We start from the raw sequence: 22,566 nt of genomic DNA on the forward strand, positions 1-22,566 counted from the left end.
CCCGCCACGGTACGGGCGTCAGGTTACAGCGGGCTGGACGCTGCCTGTGTAGGACAGGTCGGTTCAGGTACCCGCCCACACCAGGACGGCACCGATCAGCCACAGCGCGACCATCAGAACGAAGGCGGTGATCGGAATCCAGAACGAGATCCGTCGCAGCACGATCATGACGATCGAACCGGCGAGCGCGACGAGGAAGACAACCCATGGCGAGAGCACGGCGACCCAGATGCCGATCGTCATGACGTTGAAGTTGCACCCCGTGGGCGAGCACGAGTCCGACGCGAATGTCAGGAAGGCCCCGAACACGGATGCGGTAACTGCTGCTGCCGCCAAGAGGAGAAGCAGCACGCTCGAGACGATGAGATCGGCCCAGCGCACCGGGCGGCGGGGTTTGCGAGGGCGAGGGGCTGCCGGCGCCCCCGATTCGGCGGCATCGCCCGCGTCGGCCTCGGTTACGGCATCCGTCTCGCTCGACACGTCGGCGTGCTCGGCCCGCGGGGCGTCCTGCACACGGAACGTGCTCGGATCCATGCGGAAGACGGGCTCTTTCGGGTCGCTCACGGGCCCATCCTAGGGCGCAGGCGGTCCGCGGCGCACCGGCCCGTAGACTGGGCGCTCGTGAGTGAACGCGTCCTGGTGAACCAGCTGAAGCAACTGCCCGCGGGCACCGTCTCCGTTTCCGGATGGGTCGAGACGGTGCGCGATCAGAAGAAGGTGCAGTTCGTCATCCTGCGCGATGAGACCGGCGCCGTTCAGTTGGTGAACCCCGCCACCCGAGAGTTGTCGGAGGATGCCGACGACGCGGCCCGCACGGCCCTTGCTCTCACCGAGACGATCTCAGCCCTCTCGACGGGCACCTTTCTGACCGTGACGGGCGAACTCAAGCACGACGAGCGCGTCAAGCTCGGCGGCGTCGAGATCAAGATCCATACTCTCGAGATCGCGGCGGCCTCCGACCCCGAGACCCCCATCGCCGCAGACAGCGGGCTCGACAAGCGCATGGACTGGCGCTTCATCGACCTGCGGCAGGCCCGCAACAACCTGATCTTCCGCGTGCAGACCACTCTGGAGCACGCGATGCGCAGCTACTGGGTCGAGCGCGACTACATCGAGATCCACTCCCCCAAGCTCATGTCGAGCCCCGCCGAGTCGCGCGCCGAGCTATTCCAGCTCGAGTACTTCGGCGACCAGACCGCCTACCTGGCGCAAAGCCCCCAGCACTTCAAGCAGATGGCTCAGGCCGCGGGCTTTGGCAAGGTGTTCGAGATCGCTGACGCCTTCCGCGCCGACCCGAGCTTCACGAGCCGTCACGCGACCGAGTTCACCTCGATCGACGCCGAGATCAGCTGGATCGAGTCCCACGAAGACGTCGCACGGATGCAGGAGGAGTTGCTGCAGACGGCGATCGCGGCTGTCAAAGAGAAGCACGGAACCGAGATCGAAGAGCTCTTCGGACTCGAAGTCACGGTCCCGACACTGCCGTTCCCCCGCATTCCGCTTGCCGAGGCCCGGTCGATCGTCGCTTCCCGCGGGTATGAGATCCCCCGCGCCGACGGCGACCTCGACCCCGAGGGCGAGCGCCAGCTGTCGGCCTACGTGAAAGAGACCTACGACCACGACTTCGTGTTCGTCACCGACTACCACCCCGAAATCCGGCCGTTCTACCACATGCGCGACCCCGAAACCGGCATGACCAAGAGCTACGACCTGCTCTACCGAGGCACCGAGATCACCACGGGCGCGCAGCGTGAGCACCGCGTCGAGGTCCTCGAGGCGCAGGCTACCGAAAAGGGTCTGGACGTTGCGGGACTCGAGCACTACCTCGACTTCTTCCGCTATGGCGTTCCGCCGCACGGTGGCTTCGGGATGGGCCTGGCGCGCCTGCTCATGCTGCTGCTGGGCGAATCGTCCATCCGCGAGGTGACCTTCCTCTTCCGCGGGCCCACACGCCTGGCGCCCTGAAGCATCACACCGACACACGCAGAAGGTCCCGCATCCATCAGACGGATGCGGGACCTTCTGCGTTGGCTCAGCCGGCGATCGGTGCGAGGCCGAACACGCCAGCCGCCGTCAGGCTCCACACGATCAGCACCGTGACCATGATCGAACCGACGTAGGTGCGGCCGGTCTTGCGGAAGAAGTACGTCCACAAGCACGCCGCCACCGGCCAGAACACGAGCAACGGCAGGTAGTAGATCGCACCCATACCGCCCGCGGTCGCCGAGAGGGGATCCGTCGCGAAGAGCATCGGCTGCCCGGCCCACAGCGGGACGTAGGCGATGAGCAGCCACACGACCGCGCCGAGAGTCATCACGACGGAGTTGACGAGCATCTCCTGCCACAGCGGCGACTTACCGCCGCGCCACCGCAGGAACCCGTTGAACAGGATGCCCTGCGCGACGAAGTAGAACCCGAAGGGAACGAGGTAGCCGAGGAACGCCAGGAACCGCGTCTCAGTGAACGGCATGAGGCTCACGACCCACGCCCGGAAGTCGACGTGCCACACCCCACTGACAAACGTCAGGATGAGGTACACCGGCAGCGCCGTCGCGATCACCAGCAACACCGACCGGCCGACCGAACCCCACGCGATACCGCTGCCGGGCTCGGTGACACCGTAGTTGGCGAAGGTCGCGCCACCACGCCGCGTGAACGCGAAGTGATTCAGGGCGATGAGGATCCAAGCGATGACGCCGACGATCAGCGACCAGACCATGTACACGTTGGTGAAGGTCTGCGGCCACAGGGTGCTCGGGCGAATCCACGGCGTGAAGAACATGTTCTGCCACACCCAGAGATACAGCAGCGGACCGAGTGCCGTGGTGATCAGGGCACCGACCCACCACCGATGCCGCGGAGGCCGCGGTACTCGGGGACGGGGCGGACGATTCCGGCGAACGCCTTCGTGCGCAGCAGCAGCGCGCCGCCGGCGAACAGGAACAGGAACGCACCGAGCAACGCGATGGCCGTGCCGACGAGCTTCAACGGCCAGATCTGGTTGCCGGGCGCAAGACCCTCACCGTCGGTGAGCGTCTGCTGCATCCAGTCGACGGCCGCACCGATCGCGACAGTCGAGTCGGTGGATGAGGCGTGACCCTCCCAGCCGGTGTAGAGCATGCGGCCTGTCCCGGCCGCGAGCGAACCGTACAGCTCACCGGGAACGATCGGCTCGTCGGTGCCGAAGAAGGGCATCAGTGCCGGTGAGGTGACGGCGTCAGCCCCGCGGGCCGCAGCGATCATGCCAGCCAGTTCGGTCCAGTCGCCGATGATGACAGCCGCGTTGCGTAGCCCGGCGAACGGCTCCGCGTCGACCGATCCCGGCGGGCCGGGCTCTGACTCCATGTAGAAGATCGACTCGTAGCCCTCGGGCTGCGAGAGCGCGGCAGCGGTGGCGGCGCAGAAGCCGCCCTGCGACATGCCGACCAGACCGATACGGTCGGGATCAACCGTCGCCTGGGACTGCAGGAAAGACAGCGTGGCAGGCCCGCCACATCCCACGGCGTTGTTGCCGCCGGCCGACGAACCGTGACCGGTCTGGTCCGCCGAAACGACCACGAACCCGCGCCGCGCGAGTTCGAGCGCCGTCTGCGCCATGTACTCCTTCTGGTTGTTCAGCCCGTGCCACATCGCGATACCGGGAGCGGGGGTCGCAGGCGTCGCGGATGCCGGGGTATAGACCAGCGCGCTGATCTGCGTGCCATCACTTGCGGTGAAAGTGGCATTGGTGACCGTGGTCCGGCCACCATCGTTTTGCACGAGCGCAGCCATGAGGCTGCCGAGGATCATCATGACTACCGCGACCACCGCGAGGACTGCCTGACGATCGCGCCAGAAGCGGCGTGCCGGGCTCGCGGTGGGAGCAGTCGTCTCGGATGGCGACGTCGCCATGGGAACTCCCTTTCGTCGGATGCGGGCCACCGTCGGCCTCGCGACGACCGACAGTAGCGCGGTTGGCGCTCGGTCTGGGAGTTAGTGCAGAAAACTTGCACATGTGTGCACGAGGGCAAGCTGAGAGGACGCCGAGAGGGCCTGTTCGCAGGAGCCGAATGCACAATTGTTCTTTTCAACGATCCGCTACGGATACCGACTACACCCGTCAGCCAGCTGTCTGTGTCACCGACCAGGGCACGCTCGGTTCGCGCCTACGCTGGAGAGATGACCGCGGCTTCGGCATCCGACCTCACGCCCCTCAGCCTCGAGGGAACACATAACTTTCGCGACATCGGCGGGCTGCCCGCGGGCACGCGTGGTCGAACGCGGGCCGGGGTGTTGTACCGGTCGGACGCGCTCAGTGGCCTGACACCCCGGGGCCTGGAGCAACTCGCCACGAGCGACATCGGGGTCATCATCGACTTCCGAACCGACATGGAGCGGCAGATGGGTCCCGACCTCCTTCCTGCCCTGAGGCCGCCGCGCGTCGTGCAGCTCGGCGTGCTCGAAGGCGCCATGGCGGGAATGGCTCAGGAGGTGCTGCGTTCCGCGTCGACCGCGCATGATCCCGAGGCTTCCTCCCGCGCCATCGAGGCAGCCCTGGCCCGGATCCCCTCGCTCCCCGATCTGTATGTCTCGATGCTGCAGCACGGCGCGAGCGCCTTTGCAGACACGGCGCGCACGGTCGCCGAGTCCGACGGCGCCGTGCTCGTGCACTGCACGGCAGGCAAAGATCGCACGGGTGTCGCGATCGCGCTCATCCTCGAAGCTGTCGGCGTCGAACGAGCCTCGATCGTCGAGGACTACGCATCCTCGGAGCGAAACCTCGCGGGACCGTGGACCGAGCGCATGTTCGGGATGCTGCAGGCCATGGGTCTCCCCCGCACACCCGCGCTGGATGATCTCGTCGCCGCAACACCGCCCGCGGCGATTCTCACCGCGCTGGAGTGGGTAGACGCGAACCACGACGGCGCTGCCGGCTACCTGCACTCGGGTGGACTGACGGATGCCGAACTCGACGCCCTGCGGCAGCGCCTCGTCTGAGGCCGGGCGCGCCGCGACTAGATGACGAAGTCGACGGCGTGACGGGATGCCACGACGCTGCGGATGTAGGCGGCGACGTCTTCGTGGGCTGGATGCACCTGGTAGGCCTCAAGGGCATCAAGGTCGTCGACGTCCATGATGAGCACGACGTCGGCGTTGACATCCGGGTACTCGCTGTTGGCGCCGGCCGACAACGCCCGGATCTCGGGAACGACCCCGACCAGAGCGTTCAATCGCCGCGCGACCTCGGCAGCGTGCTCGGCGCGCGTGGCAGCATCGCCCGCCGCCATCGTCCACATCACGACATGACGCAGCGTCATCGCGACACCTCCTGGGCTCGGGGCGCGGCATCCGCTTTCTGCAACGCCGAACTCAACCGCGCGGCGTCGAGGCGCCAATGCGCGTGAAAGTCACCGTCGATGAGCACGACCGGGATCTTCTCCCACCACAGCTCCGACAGCGCCGGATCATCATCGATCGAAAGCTCCGTGACGGTGACCGCATCGGCCTGCTCTTCGGGGAGACCGGAGAGGACGTGGTCGATCACGCCCCGCGCGACATCACACAGGTGGCATCCGTCCCGGCCGATGAGAGTAACTGTCGTCACGGTGCCATCGTACGGGGCGGCGATCCTCCGAGCCTCCTGTGTTCCTGGCGCCTGGTTTGCCGGTGCACCCGGTGCGCCCCGTAGCGTGGACGAAGGCCCCGGAGGGAGAACGGATGCTCAACCTGCGCCCGCACGACTGGCAGAGCGCGACAGACATTGTCGATGCGACGACCGCGGCCCTCGGACCCTGGCTGACCTTCGCAATCGCCGTGGTCGTGGCCGTCGTTTCCGCACTGCTGCTGACCGCAATCGTCTCGGGGATCGTGAAGCTCGCGCTCCGGCGACGGAGGTGGGGTCAGAGCTTCGTGAGCTACGCGCGTCGGCCGTTTCGCACGATCATCCTGATCATTGCCCTGTGGATCGCAATCGACCACTCCTTCCCACTGGGCCTTGCGGGCGGCGACGGCGCCGAGAATGCAGCGTGGGATGCCGCCATCGACCGCGCTGCGGCGATCGCCTCCATCGCGGCGGCGGCGTGGCTGCTGATCGAACTGGTGCGCTTTGCCACCGAGATGGCGCTCGGCCACTACCGGATCGATGTGCCCGACAATCGCGTCGCTCGACGCATCCGCACCCAGGTGCTGATTCTGCGCCGCGTCGCCGTGGTCATCATCGTCATCATCGCCATCGGTGCAGCGCTGCTCACCTTCCCCTCGATCCAGGCGTTCGGCGCCAGCATTCTGGCATCGGCCGGTATCGCTTCGATCGTCGCGGGACTTGCGGCGCAGTCCGTGCTCGCCAACATGTTCGCCGGCATCCAGTTGGTCTTCAGCGAAGCCCTGCGCGTGGATGATGTCGTCGTTGCGGACGGCCAGTGGGGCCGCGTCGGCGAGATCACCCTCAGCTACGTCGTCCTCGACCTCTGGGATGACCGCCGTCTGGTGCTGCCCTGCACGTACTTCACCACGACGCCGTTCGAGAACTGGACACGCAAGGGCAGCGAGCTGCTGGGAGCTGTCGAGCTCGACGTGGATTGGCGTATCTCCACTGCCCGAATGCGCGAGCACCTGCAGCGCGTGGTCAGCGAGACCGAGTTGTGGGACGGGCGCACGGCAGTGCTCCAGGTGACCGAAGCCACCGGCGGACTGGTTCGGGTACGCATCCTGGTCACCGCCGCGAACGCGGGGACGCTCTTCGACCTACGGTGCCTGGTGCGCGAAGAGATGGTCGCCTGGGTGCGCAGCACCAATCCGGACGCACTTCCGGTGCAGCGGATCCTGGTCACGCAGCCGGCCGAAGCCAGCGAGGCCGAAAGCACGAACACCGGCGCCGTGGAGGGGCTGTTCTCGGGGAGCGCGCAAGGAGAAGCCCGCGCCGCCCAGTACACCAATGCGATTCCGGTCCAGGAGGGCAACCCCGATGACGGCGCCGACGGTGGCGAAGAGCCGGCCCGCCCGGAGTCGCCGAAGTAGGAGAAATCCGCAGCGTAGGACGATCCAGGTCCGAATCGTCCTACGCCAGTGAGATTGCCTTCCTCCGTGCGGCCGCTGCAAGCACGCTGGATGCCGTCAGTGGTGCCCACGCAAACACGAAGCGCCCGTCCCTCGGACAGGCGCTTGGTGTGGTGGCCGCAACCTACTTCTTGTTGCGGCGCTGGTGGCGAGTCTTGCGAAGCAGCTTGCGGTGCTTCTTCTTCGCCATGCGCTTGCGGCGCTTCTTGATGACAGAACCCACGGAAAACCTCACAATGTCGGGGTCTGGGCGTCGAACGCGGCGTGCGTTCTCGCCCGGGAACGGGCATGAATGGAAAAATGCCTCGGATCAGTCTAGCCGACGTCGGCGATGGGCCGCTGAAGGGCGGCTGTCACCGCAGACTCCGGTACGCGATAGCTTCGTCCGAAGCGCACTGCCGGCAGCTCGCCGCTGTGCACCAGACGGTAGACGGTCATCTTCGACACCCGCATCAGGTCAGCGACCTCAGCGACCGTCAGGAAGCGCACATCCGGCAGCTCTGCCATGGCCTCCCCTTTCCACGCCCAGCGCGCCGGAACGACGCACCGGCGGTAGCGAACACTCTAGAGCCTGCGCGAGACGCGTGTAAACCGGTGTGACTCGTGTGACGTGAGTGGTTACCGGCCGGGGAGCTTGCGCCAGGCGTTGGTGACGGCATACTTGGCGGATGCTGCGGCGCGGCCCACCGCTTCGGCCGCGTGCGCCGCAGAGTCAGACAGTGCGGCAGGCAGCTCGAACTCGAGGTCGTCCTCGGTGGTCAGGAACGGCACCAGCCAATCGTCGACCTCGTCGAGGGGTTCTGGCGAAAGGCTGTAGTAGCGATGTTGCCCGTCCTCCCGAACTGATACGAGATGGGCATCGCGCAGCACCTTCAGGTGTTTGGACACAGTGGGCTGGCTGACACCGAGCTCACTCACGATCTGGGACACACTCGTACCCGAGTCGGACGCGGACTCGCGGTCGAGCAAGAGCCGCAGGATGTCGCGCCGGGTGCCGTCTGCGATCACGTCGAAGATGTCCGCCATGTGTTCAGGGTAGTCGCGTGCGCGCCCGGCAGTAGCATGAGTGAGCGATCCGGCCGCCAGCGCTCCCGCGTGAGCCGCCGAGCAAGACACCAGGGAGGGTGGGGATGTCCGAAGGCGTGCGTGCGACGCCGCATCCTCTGCGCACCCTGGGGCACCGCCTCTTCGAGTTGTTCCGCACCCTCGCTCAGAACTCACCGTCGCGGTTCGCGATCTTCGTGTTCGTCGGTCTGATCCTGATCTTCACGGGGCTCTTCTCCCTGCCGATAGCGTCGGCGAACGGTCAGGTGACGGCTTTTGCCGACGCGCTGTTCACGGCGGTCTCGACGATCTGTGTGACGGGCCTCGCGACCGTGAACATGGCCACCCACTGGTCACCGTTCGGGCACGTCCTGATCTTCATCGGCGTGCAGATCGGCGCGATGGGTGTCCTCACGCTCGCCTCCATCCTCGGGCTCGTGATCTCGCGACGACTGGGCCTGCGGGCAAAGCTCATCGCCGCGAGCGACACGAATCCCCTGCGCAGCCACGGCGGACCGGTCAATGAGAGCCAGACCGTGCGGCTGGGGGATATCGGCGCGCTACTGCGGGTGGTGGCCCTATCGACCCTCGTGATCGAATTCGTCGTCGCTGTCCTGCTGTATCCCGGGATGCTGGCCTCGGGCATCGAATGGAATGTCGCGCTCTGGGAGGCGCCGTTCTACGCCGCGATGGCGTTCACGAACACCGGCTTCACCCCCAACGTCGAGGGCGTCGGCGCCTTCGCCGACAACTACTGGGTCCTCCTCGTCCTGATGGGCGGGGTCTTCCTCGGGTCGATCGGGTTTCCCGTCATCTTCGCGCTGCGCCGGGAGCTCTGGCACATCCGTCGGTGGCCCCTCCACACCAAGCTCACCCTGATCACGACGACCACCCTGTTCGTGGTGGGCGGGCTCGTCTTCCTGGGGTTGGAGTTCAACAACCCGGCGACCCTCGGCAATCTGGATGCCGCCGACACCACGATGCAGTCGTTCTTTCTCTCGGCGATGACCCGATCGGGCGGATTTGCGGTCCTCAATATGTCGGAGCTGAACGGATCGAGCCAGATCGTCGCGATGATGCTCATGTTCGTCGGCGGTGGATCGGCCTCCACGGCCGGCGGCATCAAGGTGACCACACTGGCTGTCATCGCCCTCGCCGTCTGGTCAGAGGCGAAGGGACGCAATTCGACGCAGGTGTTCCGCCGCCGCATCCCGAGCGACGTCCTGCGGGTGGCGCTCTCGGTGCTCGCGTGGGGGTCGACGATCGTCGCCGTCTCGACGGTCATCATTCTGCAGATCACGAAGGCTGATGTCGCCTCGGTGCTGTTCGATGTCATCTCGGGTTTTGCCACGGTGGGCCTGTCGACCGGGCTGACCGAGACCCTGCCGGAGTCGGCGAAATACGTCCTCGCCGTGACGATCGTCATGGGACGCGTTGGTACAGTGACACTCGCCGCGGCCGTGGCCGCGACATCCCGTTCGCAGCTGTATTCGCTGCCCGTGGAAAGGCCCATCGTTGGTTGAGCGCATCCGAAGCGACTCCCCCGTCCTCGTCATCGGACTCGGCCGATTCGGCGCCGCCTGCGCCGGTGAACTCGACCGTCTCGAGCGCGAAGTCCTCGCGATCGATGAGAGCCTCGAGCTCGTCCAGAAGTGGTCGGAGCGGGTCACCCACACCGTGCAGGCAGACGCGCGAAACATCGACGCGCTCAAGCAGATCGGCGCGCAGGACTTCCAGGTAGCCGTCGTCGCGGTGGGCTCCTCGATCGAGGCGTCAGTGCTCATCACCGCGAACCTCGTGGACCTCAAGGTGCCGCAGATCTGGGCGAAAGCGGTATCCCAGTCGCACGGCAAGATTCTGGCGCGCGTCGGCGCGAACCACGTCATCTATCCCGAACGGGAAGCCGGTGAACGCGTCGCACACCTCGTGAGCGGGCGGATGCTGGACTTCATCCGTTTCGACGACGACTTCGTGCTCGCCAAGATGTACCCGCCGAAGTTCATCCGCGGCGTGGGACTGAACGAATCGGGCGTGCGCTCGAAGTACAACGTCACGGTCGTGGGCGTCAAGAGCCCGGGCAAGCCCTTCCGCTACGCGGAGGCGAACACGGTGGTGACCAACCACGACCTGATCATCGTGTCGGGAACCAACAGCGACATCGAGCGTTTCGCCGCCCTCGACCGCTAGCCAGCCGTCTCCGCGCCAGAACTCCTCCGCGAGGGGTCACAACACGCCGCTGAGTCGCGTGCACAGACGGCATGTTGCGACCCCTCGCGTGAGACATCAGCGTCAGCGCAACTGGGCGAAGGCCTCGACGCGATCCGTGGGGCCGACGATCAGGATGCTGTCGCCGTGAGCGAGGACGGTCTCATTGTCGGCGTTCATCCACGTCTCCTCGGCGTGCTTGAAGGCGGTCACCGTGACGCCGTACTTGCGACGAAGCGTGGTCTGACCCAGGGGTGTCCCAACGATCAGGTCGGGAGTCGTGATCTTGGCAAGCGAGTATCCAGGCTCGATCTCGAGATAGTCCTTGGCCGCGCCTCGAACGAGGTGGGCGACCCGCCGCCCCATGTCCTTTTCGGGGTAGATCACGCGATGCACGCCGAGCTGCTCGAGGATGCGGCCGTGCTGATCGTCAACGGCCTTGGCCCAGATCACGGGAACCTTCATTTGGATGAGCAGGGATGCCGTGAGGATGGAGGCCTTGAGGTCCTGGCCGATCGCAATGACGACGCGGTCGAACTCATCGACGGCGAGCTGACGCAGTACTTCCTCTTTGGTCGCGTCGGCGCGCACCACCTGCGTGAGTTCACCGTTGTGTGACTGGACGAGGTCTTCGTCGGTGTCAATGCCCAGGACTTCCGTACCAGCTGCCATGAGCTCCAGAGCCAGGGCGCTGCCGAAGCGCCCGAGCCCGATCACCGCAACGGAGTCTGCCTCGGCGATGCGCCGGGAGGAGTCGGCAAAGAGGGCGAACCTAACCAATGGCGGGCCTTTCCTTGGGAAGTTCATACAGGATGCGGCGCTCCCGTAGCGCGAGAGCCGATCCGAGGGTGAGGGGACCGAGGCGGCCGAGGAACATCAGGACGACGAGGACGATATCGCCGCCCGCCGGCAAGTCGGGAGTGATACCGGTACTCAAGCCGACGGTAGCGAATGCCGAGATCACCTCGAAGAGAATCTCGTCGAGACCGCGCCCTGTCATGATCATGAGCGTGATGGTGGCGACCATCACGGCGCCGAGCGCGACGAGAACGACGGTGATCGCCTGTCGGTGAACCGCGCGCGACAGGCGCTTGCCGAAGACGTTGACCGCTGCCTCGCCACGCAGTTCCGTCCACATGATGAAGAACAGCACGGCGAAGGTCGTGACCTTGATACCACCCGCTGTGCCCGCAGGGCCTCCCCCGATGAACATCAGCACGTCCATGCCGAGCCAGGTCTCGTCGTGCATCTGACCGATATCGACGGAGTTGAAACCGGCGGTGCGGGTCTGAACCGAGTGGAAGAAGCCCATCAACACCCGATCGGCGGGCGGGTAGGTGCCGAAGGTGCCCTCGTTGGACCATTCGATAACCGTGATGTACACCGTTCCGGCAACCAGCAGCACGGCAGTGCCCCAGAGCATGATGCGGGTGTTCATGCTCCAGTGCAGCGGCTTGCGAAACTCCTTTCGCAATTGGAGCAAGACGGGGAATCCGATCCCGCCGAGGATCACCGCGCCGCAGATGGGCAGCACGATGAACGGGTCAGCGGCGAAGGGAATGAGGTTGTCGGTGTAGAGCGCGAATCCCGCGTTGTTGAACGAGGAGACGGAGTGGAAAAGGGCGTGCCACGCTGCCTCGCCGAGGCCATAGCCGTAATGGAAGAAGAAGCGCGGAAAGAGAAAGACGAAGACGACAGCCTCGATCGCCAGCGACATGAGCACGATGCCACGGACGAGACCCTTCACATCGCGGGTAGACAGTGCTCCCGCCTCGGCAGCTGCCGTCATGCGGGCCCGCACGCTGAACCGTCGGGCGATCAGCAGACCGACGAGGGACGCGAAAATCATGATCCCGAGGCCACCCAGCTGAATCAGCAGCATGATGACGACGAGCCCGAACCCGCTCCAGTGCGTCGCTGTGTCGAGCACCGTGAGGCCCGTGACGCACACCGCCGATGTCGCGGTGAACAGCGCATCCACGACGCTGGTGCTGCGGTCATCCGCCGCTGAGATCGGGAGGAGAAGCAGCACGGTGCCCGCGAGAACAGCGCCGGCGAAGCCGAACACGATCACCTGGGCCGGGTGGGGTCGCCACCAGCCTCGTCGCGTCGACGACGTCAACGCCGCGCGGGAAGTCACGAACGAGAAGCATACGCCGGTGTCGCGCGGATCTGCGCTGACTCACGCCTCACCTGCTACGCGAGGGCAGGAGCGCAGTGTCAGGAGCCCGCAGCGAGTTCGCGCGAGCGCGCGAGCGCGGCATCCGTCGCCCGTCCGAAGAGGGCGCCCAGATCGGCATCCTGAAGCACCGCGATCGCCCGCTCGGTCGTGCCCTTCGGGCTAGTCACCTGCCGGCGCAACTCTCTCGGGTCCTCTCCGGATGCCTCTAGCAGCGCGCCCGCGCCGATGAAGGTCTGCTCGACGAGCAGCCTTGCCTGCTCGGGTGTGAAGCCCTTGCCCTCGGCTGCCCGGGCCAACTCCTCGATGAGGAGGTAGACGTAGGCAGGTCCCGACCCCGAGATCGTGCCCAGGGCATCGATCTGCTCCTCGTCGACCTCGACGACGACCCCGACTGTCTCGAACAGGCCGCGCACTCTCGCGCGGTCAGCCTCGCTCGCGCGTGAGCCTGCCGCAAGTCCCGTGACGGCCCGGCTGACCAGGGCTGGTGTGTTCGGCATGGATCGCAGCACGGCGACGCTCTCGGGAAGCAACGCTTCATATGTCGCCGTCGTCACGCCGGCGGCCAGACTCACCACGATTGCCCCGGGCCGCAGCGACGGAGCGATCTCGCGCAGCAGGTCCGGGACCATCGCGGGCTTGACACCGACGAGAATCACGTCGGCTTCCGCGGCAGACAGGCGGTTACGCTCCGGGGATACCTCGAGTGCGTAGCTGCGGATACCCGGGAGGTCGGCGAGGACGGCGGCCTTTTGCCTCGAGCGGTTGGTCGCAATGACATCGGCTGAGCCGGATGCGGCGACCCCGCGCGCGATCGCACCCCCCATCGAACCTGCTCCGAGGACGGCGACGACGACGGACGGTGCAGAGGATGCCATGGCGTCATCCTAGGCGCGCACGTTCTGTCAATTTTCACGCTCGGCGTCTCCCTTCTCACAGCACGGGCGGGCTATCGTCGGAGGAGTCGGCGCAACGCACGCGTCCCCGGCCTGGGCCACTCCAGAACACTCGAGAACCAAGGATCCGCTATGACCCTTTTCGATGGCATTGTCTCTCGCACGATCGAGACTCCTCGGCTCGCCGTGAACATCCTGGAGCGCACCGAGGATGACCCGACGACACCCGCTGACCGAACTGTCGTGTTCGTGCACGGGAATGTGTCGTCTGCGCTGTTCTGGCAGGAGATCATGCAGGATCTGCCGTCCGATCTCCGCGTCATCGCGATCGATCTGCGTGGCTTCGGAGGAACCGAGAACCTGCCGGTGGACGCCACCCGCGGAGTCCGCGACTTCAGTGACGACGTGTTCGCAACGATGGAGGCTCTCGGCATCCCCACCGCACACTTCGTGGGCTGGTCGATGGGCGGCGGCGTCGTCATGCAGTACGCGATCGATCACCCCGTCCTCAGCCTGACGCTGCAGGCCCCGGTCTCGCCGTACGGCTTCGGCGGCACGCGCCGTGACGGCAGCCGCCTGACCGACGACGATGCAGGCACCGGCGGCGGGGGCGGCAACCCCGACTTCGTCGAGCGGCTGAACGCCGGCGACACGAGCGATGAGGCACAGACCTCGCCCCGCAGCGTCTTCCGCTCCGGCTACGTGGCTCCCGGCTACAGCAGCGAGAACGAGGACATCTGGGTGGCCTCGATGCTGACGACATCCACGGCATCCGGAAACTACCCCGGTGACGGCGTGCCCAGCGACAACTGGCCAGGCTTTGCCGCGGGGAGCGTCGGGGTGCTCAACACCATGGCGCCGAAGTACTTCAACACCTCATCGATCGTCGAGATCGAACCCAAGCCGCCGATCCTCTGGGTGCACGGGACGGCTGACGCGATCGTGTCGGATGCCTCGTTCTACGACCTCAACCACCTCGGCGCTCTCGGCATCATCCCGGGCTGGCCCGGGGAGGATGTCGCTCCCGCCCAGCAGATGGTGTCGCAGACCCGTGACGTGCTCGAGGCTTACGCGGCGGCTGGCGGGCACGTCGAAGAGTTGAGCCTGGAGGGTGTTGGCCACTCACCGCACCTCGAGCGCCCCGTCGAGTTCCGCCACGCGCTGCTGCAGGTCATCGGCTACATCGGGCAGCCGCCGACCTCACTCCCCGCGACCGAGACGATCATCCTGCGCTCCGCCGACTGAGCGGCACGAACCCGACACTCGACGGGCCTAGACTCCCGCTCATGAGTGCATCGGGCGGTAATCGCGCCATCATTGCGGCGTTCCTCGCAAACATGGGCATCGCGCTGGCGAAGTTCGTCGCGTGGTTCGTTTCCGGATCGGCGTCGATGCTCGCCGAGGCCATCCACTCGGTGGCCGATTCCGGGAACCAGCTGCTGCTCCTGCTGGGCGGTCGTCAGTCGCGGCGTGCAGCCGACGCGGAGCATCCGTTCGGCTACGGCCGCGAGCGCTACGTGTACGCGTTCGTCGTCTCGATCATCCTGTTCTCGGTCGGTGGGCTCTTCTCGATCTATGAGGGCATCGACAAGCTCACGCATCCTCACGAGCTCGAGAACGTGTGGGTGCCGGTCATCGTGCTGTTCATCGCGATCGGCCTTGAGTCGTTCTCACTGCGCACGGCGATTCGCGAGAGCAACCTCGTGCGCACCAAGAACCAATCGTGGGTATCGTTCGTCCGCCACGCGAAGGCTCCGGAACTGCCGGTCGTGCTGCTCGAGGATGTCGCGGCGCTGACCGGCTTGGTCTTCGCCCTCTTCGGCGTCGGGATGACGTGGCTGACGGGCAACCCGGTCTACGACGCGATCGGAACCCTCCTCATCGGCACGCTGCTGATCCTGGTTGCCGTCACGCTCGGCATCGAGACCAAGAGCTTGCTCGTCGGCGAGGGCGCAACGCGCGCCGATCGAGACCGCATCGTCAGCGCGATCGAGAGCGGAGACGAGATCGAGCGCGTCATCCATCTGAAGACGTTGTACCTGGGCCCCGACGAACTCATGGTCGCCGGCAAGCTCGGGTTCACCTCCGACAAGACCCTCGGAGAGGTAGCCGCCGACATCGACGCCATCGAGGCACGGATCCGCGAGGTCGTCCCGATCGCGCGGGTGATCTATCTCGAGCCCGACATATACCACTCCCCAACTGAACCGATTGCCGACACCAGTGTGGCCGGGGCTTCGGCTCCCGACGGTACCCAGACCCACCCCTAGAAAGGCAGTCATGGAGTATTGCGTCTTCACCGAGCCGCAGCAGGGGTTCTCGTACGCGCAGCAGCTGGTGAGCGCCCAGGCAACGGAGCGCCTCGGGTTCGATGGCTGGTTCCGCTCGGACCACTACCTCGCCATGGGCACCGGTGACCCGCTCTCCGGCCCGACGGATGCGTGGACGACCCTTGCCGGGCTCGCCCGGGAAACCGAGCGGGTTCGCCTGGGCACACTCGTCTCGCCGGTGACCTTCCGTCACCCCGGCGTCCTCGCCATTCAGGTGGCGCAGGTCGACGAGATGTCAGGCGGCCGCGCTGAGCTTGGCCTCGGAGCCGGGTGGTTCGAGCAGGAGCACGAGGCCTACGGCATCCCCTTCCCCGCGAGGCGATTCGACCTGTTCCAAGAGCAGCTCGAGGTGATCACCGGCCTCTGGGAAACGCCCGAAGGCCAGACGTTCGACCACGATGGCGCTGCCTACCAACTGACTCAGTCACCAGCGCTGCCCAAGCCCGTGCAACCGCAGGTTCCCGTCATCATCGGCGGCGGGGGGCTCAAGCGCACCCCTGCGCTGGCGGCACGATTCGCCACAGAGTTCAACATCGGCTTCCAACCCGAGGACAAGGTTGCCGACGCGTTCGAACGCGTGCTGCAGGCATGCGTCGACGCCGGGCGGGCCCCGGGTTCACTCAAGCTCTCGGTCGCGCTCCCCACCGTGGTCGGGCAGGACGATGCCACTCTCGACCGGAGACTGGCCGCGATCGGCCGGGATCGGGGCGGCGCCGAGGGCGAGGCGATGTTCGTCGGCGGCGCCGACGAGATCATCCCGAAGGTCGAGCGTCTGGCTGCGCTGGGCGCGACCCGGATCTACTTCCAGCAGGTCGATCTGACTGATCTCGACCAGCTCGAGGAGCTCGGGTCCGACATCCTCCCCCGCCTGCCCCGCTAGCGGCTTCCGCGATCAGGCGTCGCGGCGGGCGGCGAAGAAGTCGCGCAGCACGGATGCCGCGGCATCCGCCTCCACTCCCGCGACCACTTCGGCGCGAACCGGCAGCCGGCGATCCCGGACGACGTCGTAGAGCGACCCGGCGGCTCCCGCCTTGTCGTCCCACGCACCGAAGACCAGCCGGGAGACATGTGCCTGGAGCAGGGCGCCGGCACACATGAGACATGGCTCGAGCGTCACGACCAGGGTGCATCCCTCGAGGTTCCAGGAACCCCGTGTCTGGGCTGCCTCACGCATCGCGACGACTTCGGCATGCGCTGTCGGATCGGTCGTCGCCTCGCGTGTGTTTCGACCCTCTCCGATGATCACCCCTGTCTCATCGAGAACGACGGCGCCGACCGGAACCTCGCCGGCTCCTCCGGCATCGCGCGCGAGCTCGAGCGCGCGGCCCATCGCCGTGCGGTCGGTGTCGGCGTGGGTCACGCCACGAGCCTAGGACTACTCTGAGGCGTATGCGCTTGCACGTCGCCGATCACCCGCTCATCACGCACAAGCTCACCGTCCTCCGGGACGAGCGCACGCCGTCGCCGGTCTTCCGGCAATTGACCGAGGAACTCGTGACCCTTCTTGCCTACGAGGCGACGCGCAACGTCCGGGTGTCCGAGATCACCATCCGCACGCCCGTGACCGAAACGACCGGCGTGAAGATCAGCGAACCTCGTCCGATCGTGGTTCCGATCCTGCGCGCGGGCCTCGGGATGCTCGACGGGATGGTGAAGCTCCTCCCCACCGCCGAGGTCGGGTTCCTCGGCATGGTGCGCAACGAAGAGACCCTCGAGCCCACGACCTACGCCGAGCGACTGCCGGCCGACCTGAGCGACCGGCAGTGCTTCGTGCTCGATCCGATGCTTGCAACCGGCGGCTCGCTCGGAATGGCAATCGACTTCCTCTTCGACCGCGGCGCCCAGGACGTGACAGCGATCTGCCTGCTCGGCGCCCCGGAGGGAGTGGCCGCGATCGAGAAGCAGGTCGACGGTCGCGATGTGACGCTGGTGCTCGGCGCCATCGACGAGCGCCTCAACGAGCGCGGCTACATCGTGCCGGGCCTCGGCGACGCCGGCGATCGCCTGTACGGCACGGTCTGACGGCTCGCGCACTGACGGTGCCCGGCTGCGCGCCGGGTCGCCGCTAGAGCCACTTGCGCGAGCGGAAGATCGCGTACAGCCCGCCTGCGAACGCCAGCATCATTCCGATCGCCATGGGGTAGCCCCACGGCCAATGAAGCTCGGGCATGTAATCGAAGTTCATCCCGTAGACCCCGGCGATAAGGCTCGGCGCGAAGATGATCGCCGCCCATCCCGAGATCTTCTTGACCTGCTCGTCTTGACGCATCGACACTTCGGTGTGGTGACGAGCGACAAGGGCCGAGTGAACGGTCAGCGCCTTGTCGAGCAGAGCTTGCGATGACTGGACCCGCTCGCTTACTCGGGTGACGTTGTCGAGGACGTCCCGCATATGGCGGCGCAGTTCCAGATCGACGTCGAACTTCTCGTATCCCCGCCGCAGGCGCTCGATCATGCCGATCAGCGGGTGGACCGCCCGGCCGAACGCAGCGGCCTCACCATACAACTCGTAGATCCGCCGCGAGAGGAACTCGTCGTTGGCATCTCCGAAGAGTTGGTCTTCGATCTCATCGATGTCGTTCTCGATGCCACCGATGACCGGCTCATAGTCATCGACGACCCGGTCGAGAACGGCGTAGAGAACCGCCTCCGAGCCGAGCCGTAGCAGCTCGGGTGTGCTCTCGAGGCGCCGGCGCACTGCGGCAAGATCGGGAGACTCGGCGAGCCGGATGCTGATCACGAAGCCGTGTCCCACGAAGAGGTGTACCTCACCGAACTCCACGCGCTCTCGAGCGTCGTCGTAGCGGGCCGGGCGCAACACGACGAACAGCGTGCGGTCGTACCGCTCCACCTTCGCGCGTTGGTGACCCGTCGAACCATCCTCGACCGCGAGCGGATGGAGGTCGAACTCCCGCGAGACCGAGTCCCATTCCTCTGCCGTGGGACGGTACAGCCCGATCCACGCGAACCCATGGAGCTCTTGTCGAAGCCGGTACGCCTCCTCGAGCGACGTCGGGCTCTCGACCCGCACCCCGTCGACATAGATGGCACTATCGATGACCGGCATGATGTACTCCCGAGATCCGAGGCGCGAGCGAGCCTCGGCCGGATCCTAGCCGACGGGGGTATCGCCTCCGGGAACCACCGCACTCATCGCTGGAACCGCCGAAGCAGCATCCATCGCCCTGCCCGTCTCGGTGGGTACGGCGCCGACCAACCGCGCAAATCCGCTGAGGCGAGCCACTCCCTCGGGCGTGCGTGGAAGATCGTCCAGCAGCCCCGGCGAGTAGACGATGTAGGCGGTGTGCATCGCCCGCGAGATGGCGACGTTCAGGCGGTTGCGCAGCAGCAGGAATTCGAGTCCTCGGGGTGCGTCTCGACCCGAGGATGCCGCGAGCGACACGATCGCGACGGCAGCCTCCTGCCCCTGAAAGCGGTCGACCGTCCCGACCGGCACGTCCGGAAACCCGGCGGCCGAGAGCGCTGACTCCACGAGCACCTGCTGCGCGTTGTACGGCGTCACGACGATGATGTCGGAAGCCCGCAGAGGCCGGGATGGCGCGCTGGTCGCCGAGCTGTCACCGTCGTCCACGACGACATCCGTCCACGAGCGCCCGACGAGATCGCGCACGATCTCGACGACCGTCTCGGCCTCCTCCGGCGACTGGGTAGCCCGGCCGCGATGACGAACCGGCACCGGAACGACGCCGGCCCTCACACCCTCGAGACGCCGCAGCGCTGTGCTGGGGTGAGCGCGCAGCGCACCGCGGTACGACAGGTCGGAGACCGGGGCGGTGACGGCGGGATGCATCCGCCGCGAGGCAGCGAGGAAGCGCCCGAAGCTCGGCGGGATGACGTCCTCGCCGTCCATGATCCACCCGAGCGCGGACGTATCGACCGGCTCCGGATGGGTCCCCTGGCTCACCTGCGGAAGCTGCTGAGGATCTCCGATGAGCAGCAGCCGCGGGGCTGCGAGCGAGACGGCGATCGTGGATGCGAGTGAGAATTGGCCGGCCTCGTCGATCACGAGCAGGTCGAGGCTTCCGCGCGGCACACGACCTTCGTGGCTGAAATCCCATGCCGTCCCACCGACGACGAAGCCGGTTGCCGCGTTCTCGGCCGCGAACGCCGGCACGCCGTTCTTCGGGATCACGGTGAAGGGCACATCGGCGTCAGCATCCTTTGGCGCCTTGCCGACTCGAGAAGCGGGCACCCCCGCCGCGATGACGCGGCCGAGCATGTGCTCGACCACCGCATGTGATTGGGCGACGACTCCCACGCGGAACCCGTGCTCGGCGACGAGCCGCTCGATCACGTGCGAACCGACGTAGGTCTTGCCGGTACCGGGTGGCCCCTGCACCGACAGGGCGCTGTGGTCGAGGCGGAGCACTGCCTCGACGAGCGCGTCGACGTCGTCCTCATCCGCGGCGATTGGGGCCGGGTCACCCGCACGCAGGCGGGCAGGCAGGCGCCGCAGGATGTCGGATGCCGGATCTTTCGGGAACCCGGGGTGGGCATCGATGACGGCTGCCGCCCACGCGTCGATGGCGGTCTGCTGGCTTGCAGCGCGCGGCGGTGCAGCCGGGGTCAGCGCGATCGGCAGATCGTGCCAGGTGAAACCCTCGACAGCTCGCTCTTCGATGACCACGCCGTCCTCGAGTTCCTCGATGACGCTGACTCGATGATCGGCGTGAATCCACCGCGCCGAGGCGTCGAACGGAAAGGGCGCGGGCAGTTCGTACATCGCGAACGGGTCGGCGCCGGGGCGCAGCCGCGTGCCAGGAGCGAGTTCTCCGCGCACCTCGACGACGCGTCGATCGGCTCGGGAGCCCTCGGGTCGGTGCCAGTCCTCCCGGATGCGGGAACGTGCCGGGTCTACGGCAACGACATCTCGCGTGTCTTCCCACAGCGACATCGGCTCGCGAAGCCGCAGGTAGTGGGTGGCCCAGAACGACTTCGCCTCACGCGGGTAGTAGTCGATCGCCGCGGCGGCCAGGCGCAGGGCCTGCGCGTCGGCCTCATCGGGCGTGTCACCCGCCAGGCGCAGCAGAGTCGTCGCCTGCGGCGAGGGCTCGTAGCCGGTCTCGCTCGGTTCCGGATTCGCGGCCGGGCGCCGACCCGTCTCGCGGGCGCGGTCGACGAGCCAATCGCGCAGACGCCGGGTCGAGACACAGTCGTAGCGGTTGTAGTCAGCGATGTCGTCGAGGATGAGCTGCGCGGCATCCGCGTCCCCGTCTTCGGCGAGCGCCCGCGCCTGGACGTACCGCACGATCGAGTCATCGCCGCGCTGCACATCACTCGTGCGGACCTCGTCGCCCATGTAGAGGGGCTCGAGCTTCTTGATCGAGTAGGAACGCGACCCCACTCGCAGCGCGCGCCTGACCACGGGATAGAGGTCGACGAAGACACCGTCGCGCAAAAGACGGTCGACCTCCGCCTCGCGCACCCCGTAGCGCGCCGCCATCTGCAAGAGGTGCGTGGGCTCGTAAGGCGCGTAGTGGTAGATGTGCATGGCGGGATGGGCATGCCTGCGCACCGCGACCATGTCGAGAAACGTCTCGAGGGCAGCGCGCTCGTCGGCAAAGGAGTGGGCCCACAGCGCGCTGTACTGTTCGCGATCGTCAACCCAGCCGAACAGGTAGTCCAGACCCCACGAGATCGTCTGCTCACGCCCGGGCGCATCATCGTCGGACGCTTCGGTGTAGAGCGGGTCACCCTCGAAGTCGAAGAACAGGTCGCCGTGGTCGGGCCTCGGCAGCGCCGCGAGGGCAGCCGGTACGACGACCTCGAACGGCGGTGGCGCGGGTGCCGCGGGCGCACCGGATGCCGCATCCACGGCTGCTACCGAGTCGAACGCGCCCACACCGGCTGCCGTTCGCAACTGCAGTCTCGCCTGGGTCTGCAGCATCGCGAAGGTGTCGGGGTTCATCCCCGCCGGCGTCGCGTTCGCATCGACCAGATCATCGATCGTGCGGATGCCCGCTGCCTGCATCCGTTCGCGCTGAACGGGACGGATGCCTGCCACCAGCAGCAGATCCCGGCTCGCGACGACCTCGAGCTCGCACGTCGGGCACCTGCCGCACGCGACGATCCCCAAGTCGCCGCGCGGGTCATCCCACGCGACCGGGGCGGATGCCGAGAGCCGGTCTGCCAGGAGCGCACGGAGACGCTGGCGGCGCAGGGCATAGACCGGAAGGAGGTCGTCGACGCGGTGGGTGCTGGTCGATCCGTCGCCGAGCAACAACTGGACCTCGCTGGACCGGGGCACCCCCAGCTGGTCGAGTCGGTCGACGTATGCCGCGAGCTGCATGAGCGCGGTGACGCGCGCATGGCGGGCCAGCTTGGTGTCCTGTACGATCCAGCGCCCGTCCGAATCCCGCAGGAGGAAATCCGCGAAACCCACGAACTCGTCGTCGGCGAAGCTCGCCTGATAGATCACGGCCGCGTCGTCGGACCGCAGCGCGTCGTTGGTGAGCGCGACGGCGTGAGCCAGGGCTTCGGCATCCGAGGAGGCGGTCTCGGGAATCTCCACGACGGCGCCGTCGAAGCGTTCGCGGTACGCCTCGAGCGTTCGTCGTTCGTGGACGACGCCCAGTCGTCCAGCGCGTTCGAGGGTGAGATCAACCGGATCCTCCACCGGATCGACCCGACCGAGCTTCGCGTCGATGGCCCGCACCCAGGCGAACTCGCACTCGGCGGCGGCCTTGAGGTCGCTCGCGCTCCAGACGAACCGACGCTCGCTCTCGATGTATCGCATGATGCCTTTCCGCTCCCGACGATAGCCGGGCCCTCCGACACGACCCAGTCGGATGCGCGCTTATCGCCGATACCTCGACGAGAGCGCATCGTGCCCGCGACCCTGCGTCTGCTTCGTCCT

The 22,566-nt window shown here is 66.7% G+C and carries 23 protein-coding genes; 9 read left to right on the plus strand and 14 right to left on the minus strand.

Annotated elements, in window-relative coordinates:
- Positions 1–63: 63 nt before the first annotated feature.
- Positions 64–564 (minus strand): DUF6264 family protein, encoded by a 501-nt coding sequence (locus tag BGO47_RS08720; protein ID WP_292710766.1) that lies wholly within the window; start codon positions 562–564, stop codon positions 64–66.
- A gap of 57 nt (positions 565–621) precedes the next feature.
- Here BGO47_RS08720 and aspS point away from each other — a divergent pair, with 57 nt between their 5' ends.
- Complete coding sequence (gene aspS, locus BGO47_RS08725) at positions 622–1,965, plus strand: aspartate--tRNA(Asn) ligase (protein WP_292710769.1); 1,344 nt, start codon at positions 622–624, stop codon at positions 1,963–1,965.
- Between the two features lie 67 nt (positions 1,966–2,032).
- Here aspS and BGO47_RS08730 read toward each other — a convergent pair whose 3' ends face one another.
- A complete protein-coding gene (locus tag BGO47_RS08730; RefSeq protein WP_292710772.1) occupies positions 2,033–2,782 on the minus strand; it encodes a hypothetical protein in 750 nt (249 codons plus the stop codon).
- Between the two features lie 47 nt (positions 2,783–2,829).
- A complete protein-coding gene (locus tag BGO47_RS08735) occupies positions 2,830–3,891 on the minus strand; it encodes a CocE/NonD family hydrolase (protein ID WP_292710775.1) in 1,062 nt (353 codons plus the stop codon).
- Between the two features lie 267 nt (positions 3,892–4,158).
- Between BGO47_RS08735 and BGO47_RS08740 the strand changes: the two genes are divergently transcribed.
- Entirely contained in the window at positions 4,159–4,977 is an 819-nt protein-coding gene (locus BGO47_RS08740) for a tyrosine-protein phosphatase (RefSeq protein WP_292710778.1), read from the plus strand.
- Between the two features lie 17 nt (positions 4,978–4,994).
- Here the strand turns inward: BGO47_RS08740 and BGO47_RS08745 are convergent, their stop codons facing one another.
- Both BGO47_RS08745 and BGO47_RS08750 read right to left on the minus strand, forming a co-directional pair.
- Positions 4,995–5,297, minus strand: a complete 303-nt coding sequence (locus tag BGO47_RS08745; RefSeq protein ID WP_292710781.1) for a Dabb family protein — start codon at positions 5,295–5,297, stop codon at positions 4,995–4,997.
- A complete protein-coding gene (locus BGO47_RS08750; RefSeq protein ID WP_292710783.1) occupies positions 5,294–5,584 on the minus strand; it encodes a glutaredoxin family protein in 291 nt (96 codons plus the stop codon). The genes BGO47_RS08745 and BGO47_RS08750 overlap by 4 nt, the downstream gene beginning before the upstream one ends.
- Positions 5,585–5,697: 113 nt before the next feature.
- Here BGO47_RS08750 and BGO47_RS08755 point away from each other — a divergent pair, with 113 nt between their 5' ends.
- On the plus strand, positions 5,698–6,996 hold the full coding sequence (locus tag BGO47_RS08755; RefSeq protein WP_292710786.1) for a mechanosensitive ion channel domain-containing protein: 1,299 nt from the start codon (positions 5,698–5,700) through the stop codon (positions 6,994–6,996).
- Between the two features lie 163 nt (positions 6,997–7,159).
- Here the strand turns inward: BGO47_RS08755 and BGO47_RS08760 are convergent, their stop codons facing one another.
- The 3 genes from BGO47_RS08760 to BGO47_RS08770 form a co-directional block, all read right to left on the minus strand.
- A complete protein-coding gene (locus tag BGO47_RS08760) occupies positions 7,160–7,258 on the minus strand; it encodes an AURKAIP1/COX24 domain-containing protein (protein WP_003792170.1) in 99 nt (32 codons plus the stop codon).
- 92 nt (positions 7,259–7,350) lie between these two features.
- On the minus strand, positions 7,351–7,542 hold the full coding sequence (locus BGO47_RS08765; RefSeq protein ID WP_195692293.1) for a helix-turn-helix domain-containing protein: 192 nt from the start codon (positions 7,540–7,542) through the stop codon (positions 7,351–7,353).
- A gap of 111 nt (positions 7,543–7,653) precedes the next feature.
- Positions 7,654–8,061 (minus strand): metalloregulator ArsR/SmtB family transcription factor, encoded by a 408-nt coding sequence (locus tag BGO47_RS08770; protein WP_292710793.1) that lies wholly within the window; start codon positions 8,059–8,061, stop codon positions 7,654–7,656.
- A 104-nt stretch (positions 8,062–8,165) separates the two neighbouring features.
- Between BGO47_RS08770 and BGO47_RS08775 the strand changes: the two genes are divergently transcribed.
- Both BGO47_RS08775 and BGO47_RS08780 read left to right on the plus strand, forming a co-directional pair.
- A complete protein-coding gene (locus BGO47_RS08775) occupies positions 8,166–9,602 on the plus strand; it encodes a potassium transporter TrkG (protein WP_292710796.1) in 1,437 nt (478 codons plus the stop codon).
- Complete coding sequence (locus BGO47_RS08780) at positions 9,595–10,266, plus strand: TrkA family potassium uptake protein (protein ID WP_292710799.1); 672 nt, start codon at positions 9,595–9,597, stop codon at positions 10,264–10,266. Before BGO47_RS08775 ends, BGO47_RS08780 begins: the two co-directional genes overlap by 8 nt.
- A 102-nt stretch (positions 10,267–10,368) precedes the next feature.
- On the opposite strand, the gene BGO47_RS08785 is transcribed toward BGO47_RS08780, so the two are convergent.
- The 3 genes from BGO47_RS08785 to proC form a co-directional block, all read right to left on the minus strand.
- Positions 10,369–11,064: a TrkA family potassium uptake protein gene (locus tag BGO47_RS08785; protein WP_292710802.1), complete on the minus strand. Its 696-nt coding sequence runs from the start codon at positions 11,062–11,064 to the stop codon at positions 10,369–10,371.
- Positions 11,057–12,424 carry a potassium transporter TrkG gene (locus tag BGO47_RS08790; RefSeq protein ID WP_292710805.1) on the minus strand — a complete coding sequence of 456 codons (1,368 nt, stop codon included), beginning with the start codon at positions 12,422–12,424 and terminating at the stop codon, positions 11,057–11,059. Before BGO47_RS08790 ends, BGO47_RS08785 begins: the two co-directional genes overlap by 8 nt.
- A gap of 80 nt (positions 12,425–12,504) precedes the next feature.
- On the minus strand, positions 12,505–13,341 hold the full coding sequence (gene proC, locus BGO47_RS08795; protein WP_292710808.1) for a pyrroline-5-carboxylate reductase: 837 nt from the start codon (positions 13,339–13,341) through the stop codon (positions 12,505–12,507).
- A gap of 150 nt (positions 13,342–13,491) precedes the next feature.
- On the opposite strand from proC, the gene BGO47_RS08800 reads away from it, so the two are divergent.
- Genes BGO47_RS08800 through BGO47_RS08810 form a run of 3 tightly spaced genes read left to right on the plus strand, consistent with a single transcriptional unit; the run spans position 13,492 to position 16,569 of the window.
- A complete protein-coding gene (locus BGO47_RS08800) occupies positions 13,492–14,604 on the plus strand; it encodes an alpha/beta hydrolase (RefSeq protein ID WP_292710811.1) in 1,113 nt (370 codons plus the stop codon).
- A gap of 41 nt (positions 14,605–14,645) precedes the next feature.
- The gene (locus BGO47_RS08805; protein ID WP_292710814.1) at positions 14,646–15,629 is read left to right on the plus strand and encodes a cation diffusion facilitator family transporter; all 984 of its coding nucleotides are present in this window, start codon (positions 14,646–14,648) and stop codon (positions 15,627–15,629) included.
- Positions 15,630–15,639: 10 nt separating this feature from the next.
- Positions 15,640–16,569 carry an LLM class F420-dependent oxidoreductase gene (locus BGO47_RS08810; protein WP_292710817.1) on the plus strand — a complete coding sequence of 310 codons (930 nt, stop codon included), beginning with the start codon at positions 15,640–15,642 and terminating at the stop codon, positions 16,567–16,569.
- Positions 16,570–16,581: 12 nt separating this feature from the next.
- Here BGO47_RS08810 and BGO47_RS08815 read toward each other — a convergent pair whose 3' ends face one another.
- A complete protein-coding gene (locus BGO47_RS08815) occupies positions 16,582–17,019 on the minus strand; it encodes a nucleoside deaminase (protein ID WP_292710956.1) in 438 nt (145 codons plus the stop codon).
- A 59-nt stretch (positions 17,020–17,078) separates the two neighbouring features.
- Between BGO47_RS08815 and upp the strand changes: the two genes are divergently transcribed.
- Positions 17,079–17,711 carry a uracil phosphoribosyltransferase gene (upp, locus tag BGO47_RS08820; RefSeq protein WP_292710820.1) on the plus strand — a complete coding sequence of 211 codons (633 nt, stop codon included), beginning with the start codon at positions 17,079–17,081 and terminating at the stop codon, positions 17,709–17,711.
- 43 nt (positions 17,712–17,754) lie between these two features.
- On the opposite strand, the gene BGO47_RS08825 is transcribed toward upp, so the two are convergent.
- Complete coding sequence (locus tag BGO47_RS08825) at positions 17,755–18,756, minus strand: magnesium and cobalt transport protein CorA (protein WP_292710823.1); 1,002 nt, start codon at positions 18,754–18,756, stop codon at positions 17,755–17,757.
- Positions 18,757–18,801: 45 nt separating this feature from the next.
- On the minus strand, positions 18,802–22,446 hold the full coding sequence (locus BGO47_RS08830) for a bifunctional RecB family nuclease/DEAD/DEAH box helicase (protein WP_292710826.1): 3,645 nt from the start codon (positions 22,444–22,446) through the stop codon (positions 18,802–18,804).
- Positions 22,447–22,566 lie beyond the last annotated feature (120 nt).

The sequence above is a fragment of the Microbacterium sp. 67-17 genome (genome assembly GCF_001898325.1).
GTDB lineage: Bacteria > Actinomycetota > Actinomycetes > Actinomycetales > Microbacteriaceae > Microbacterium > Microbacterium schleiferi.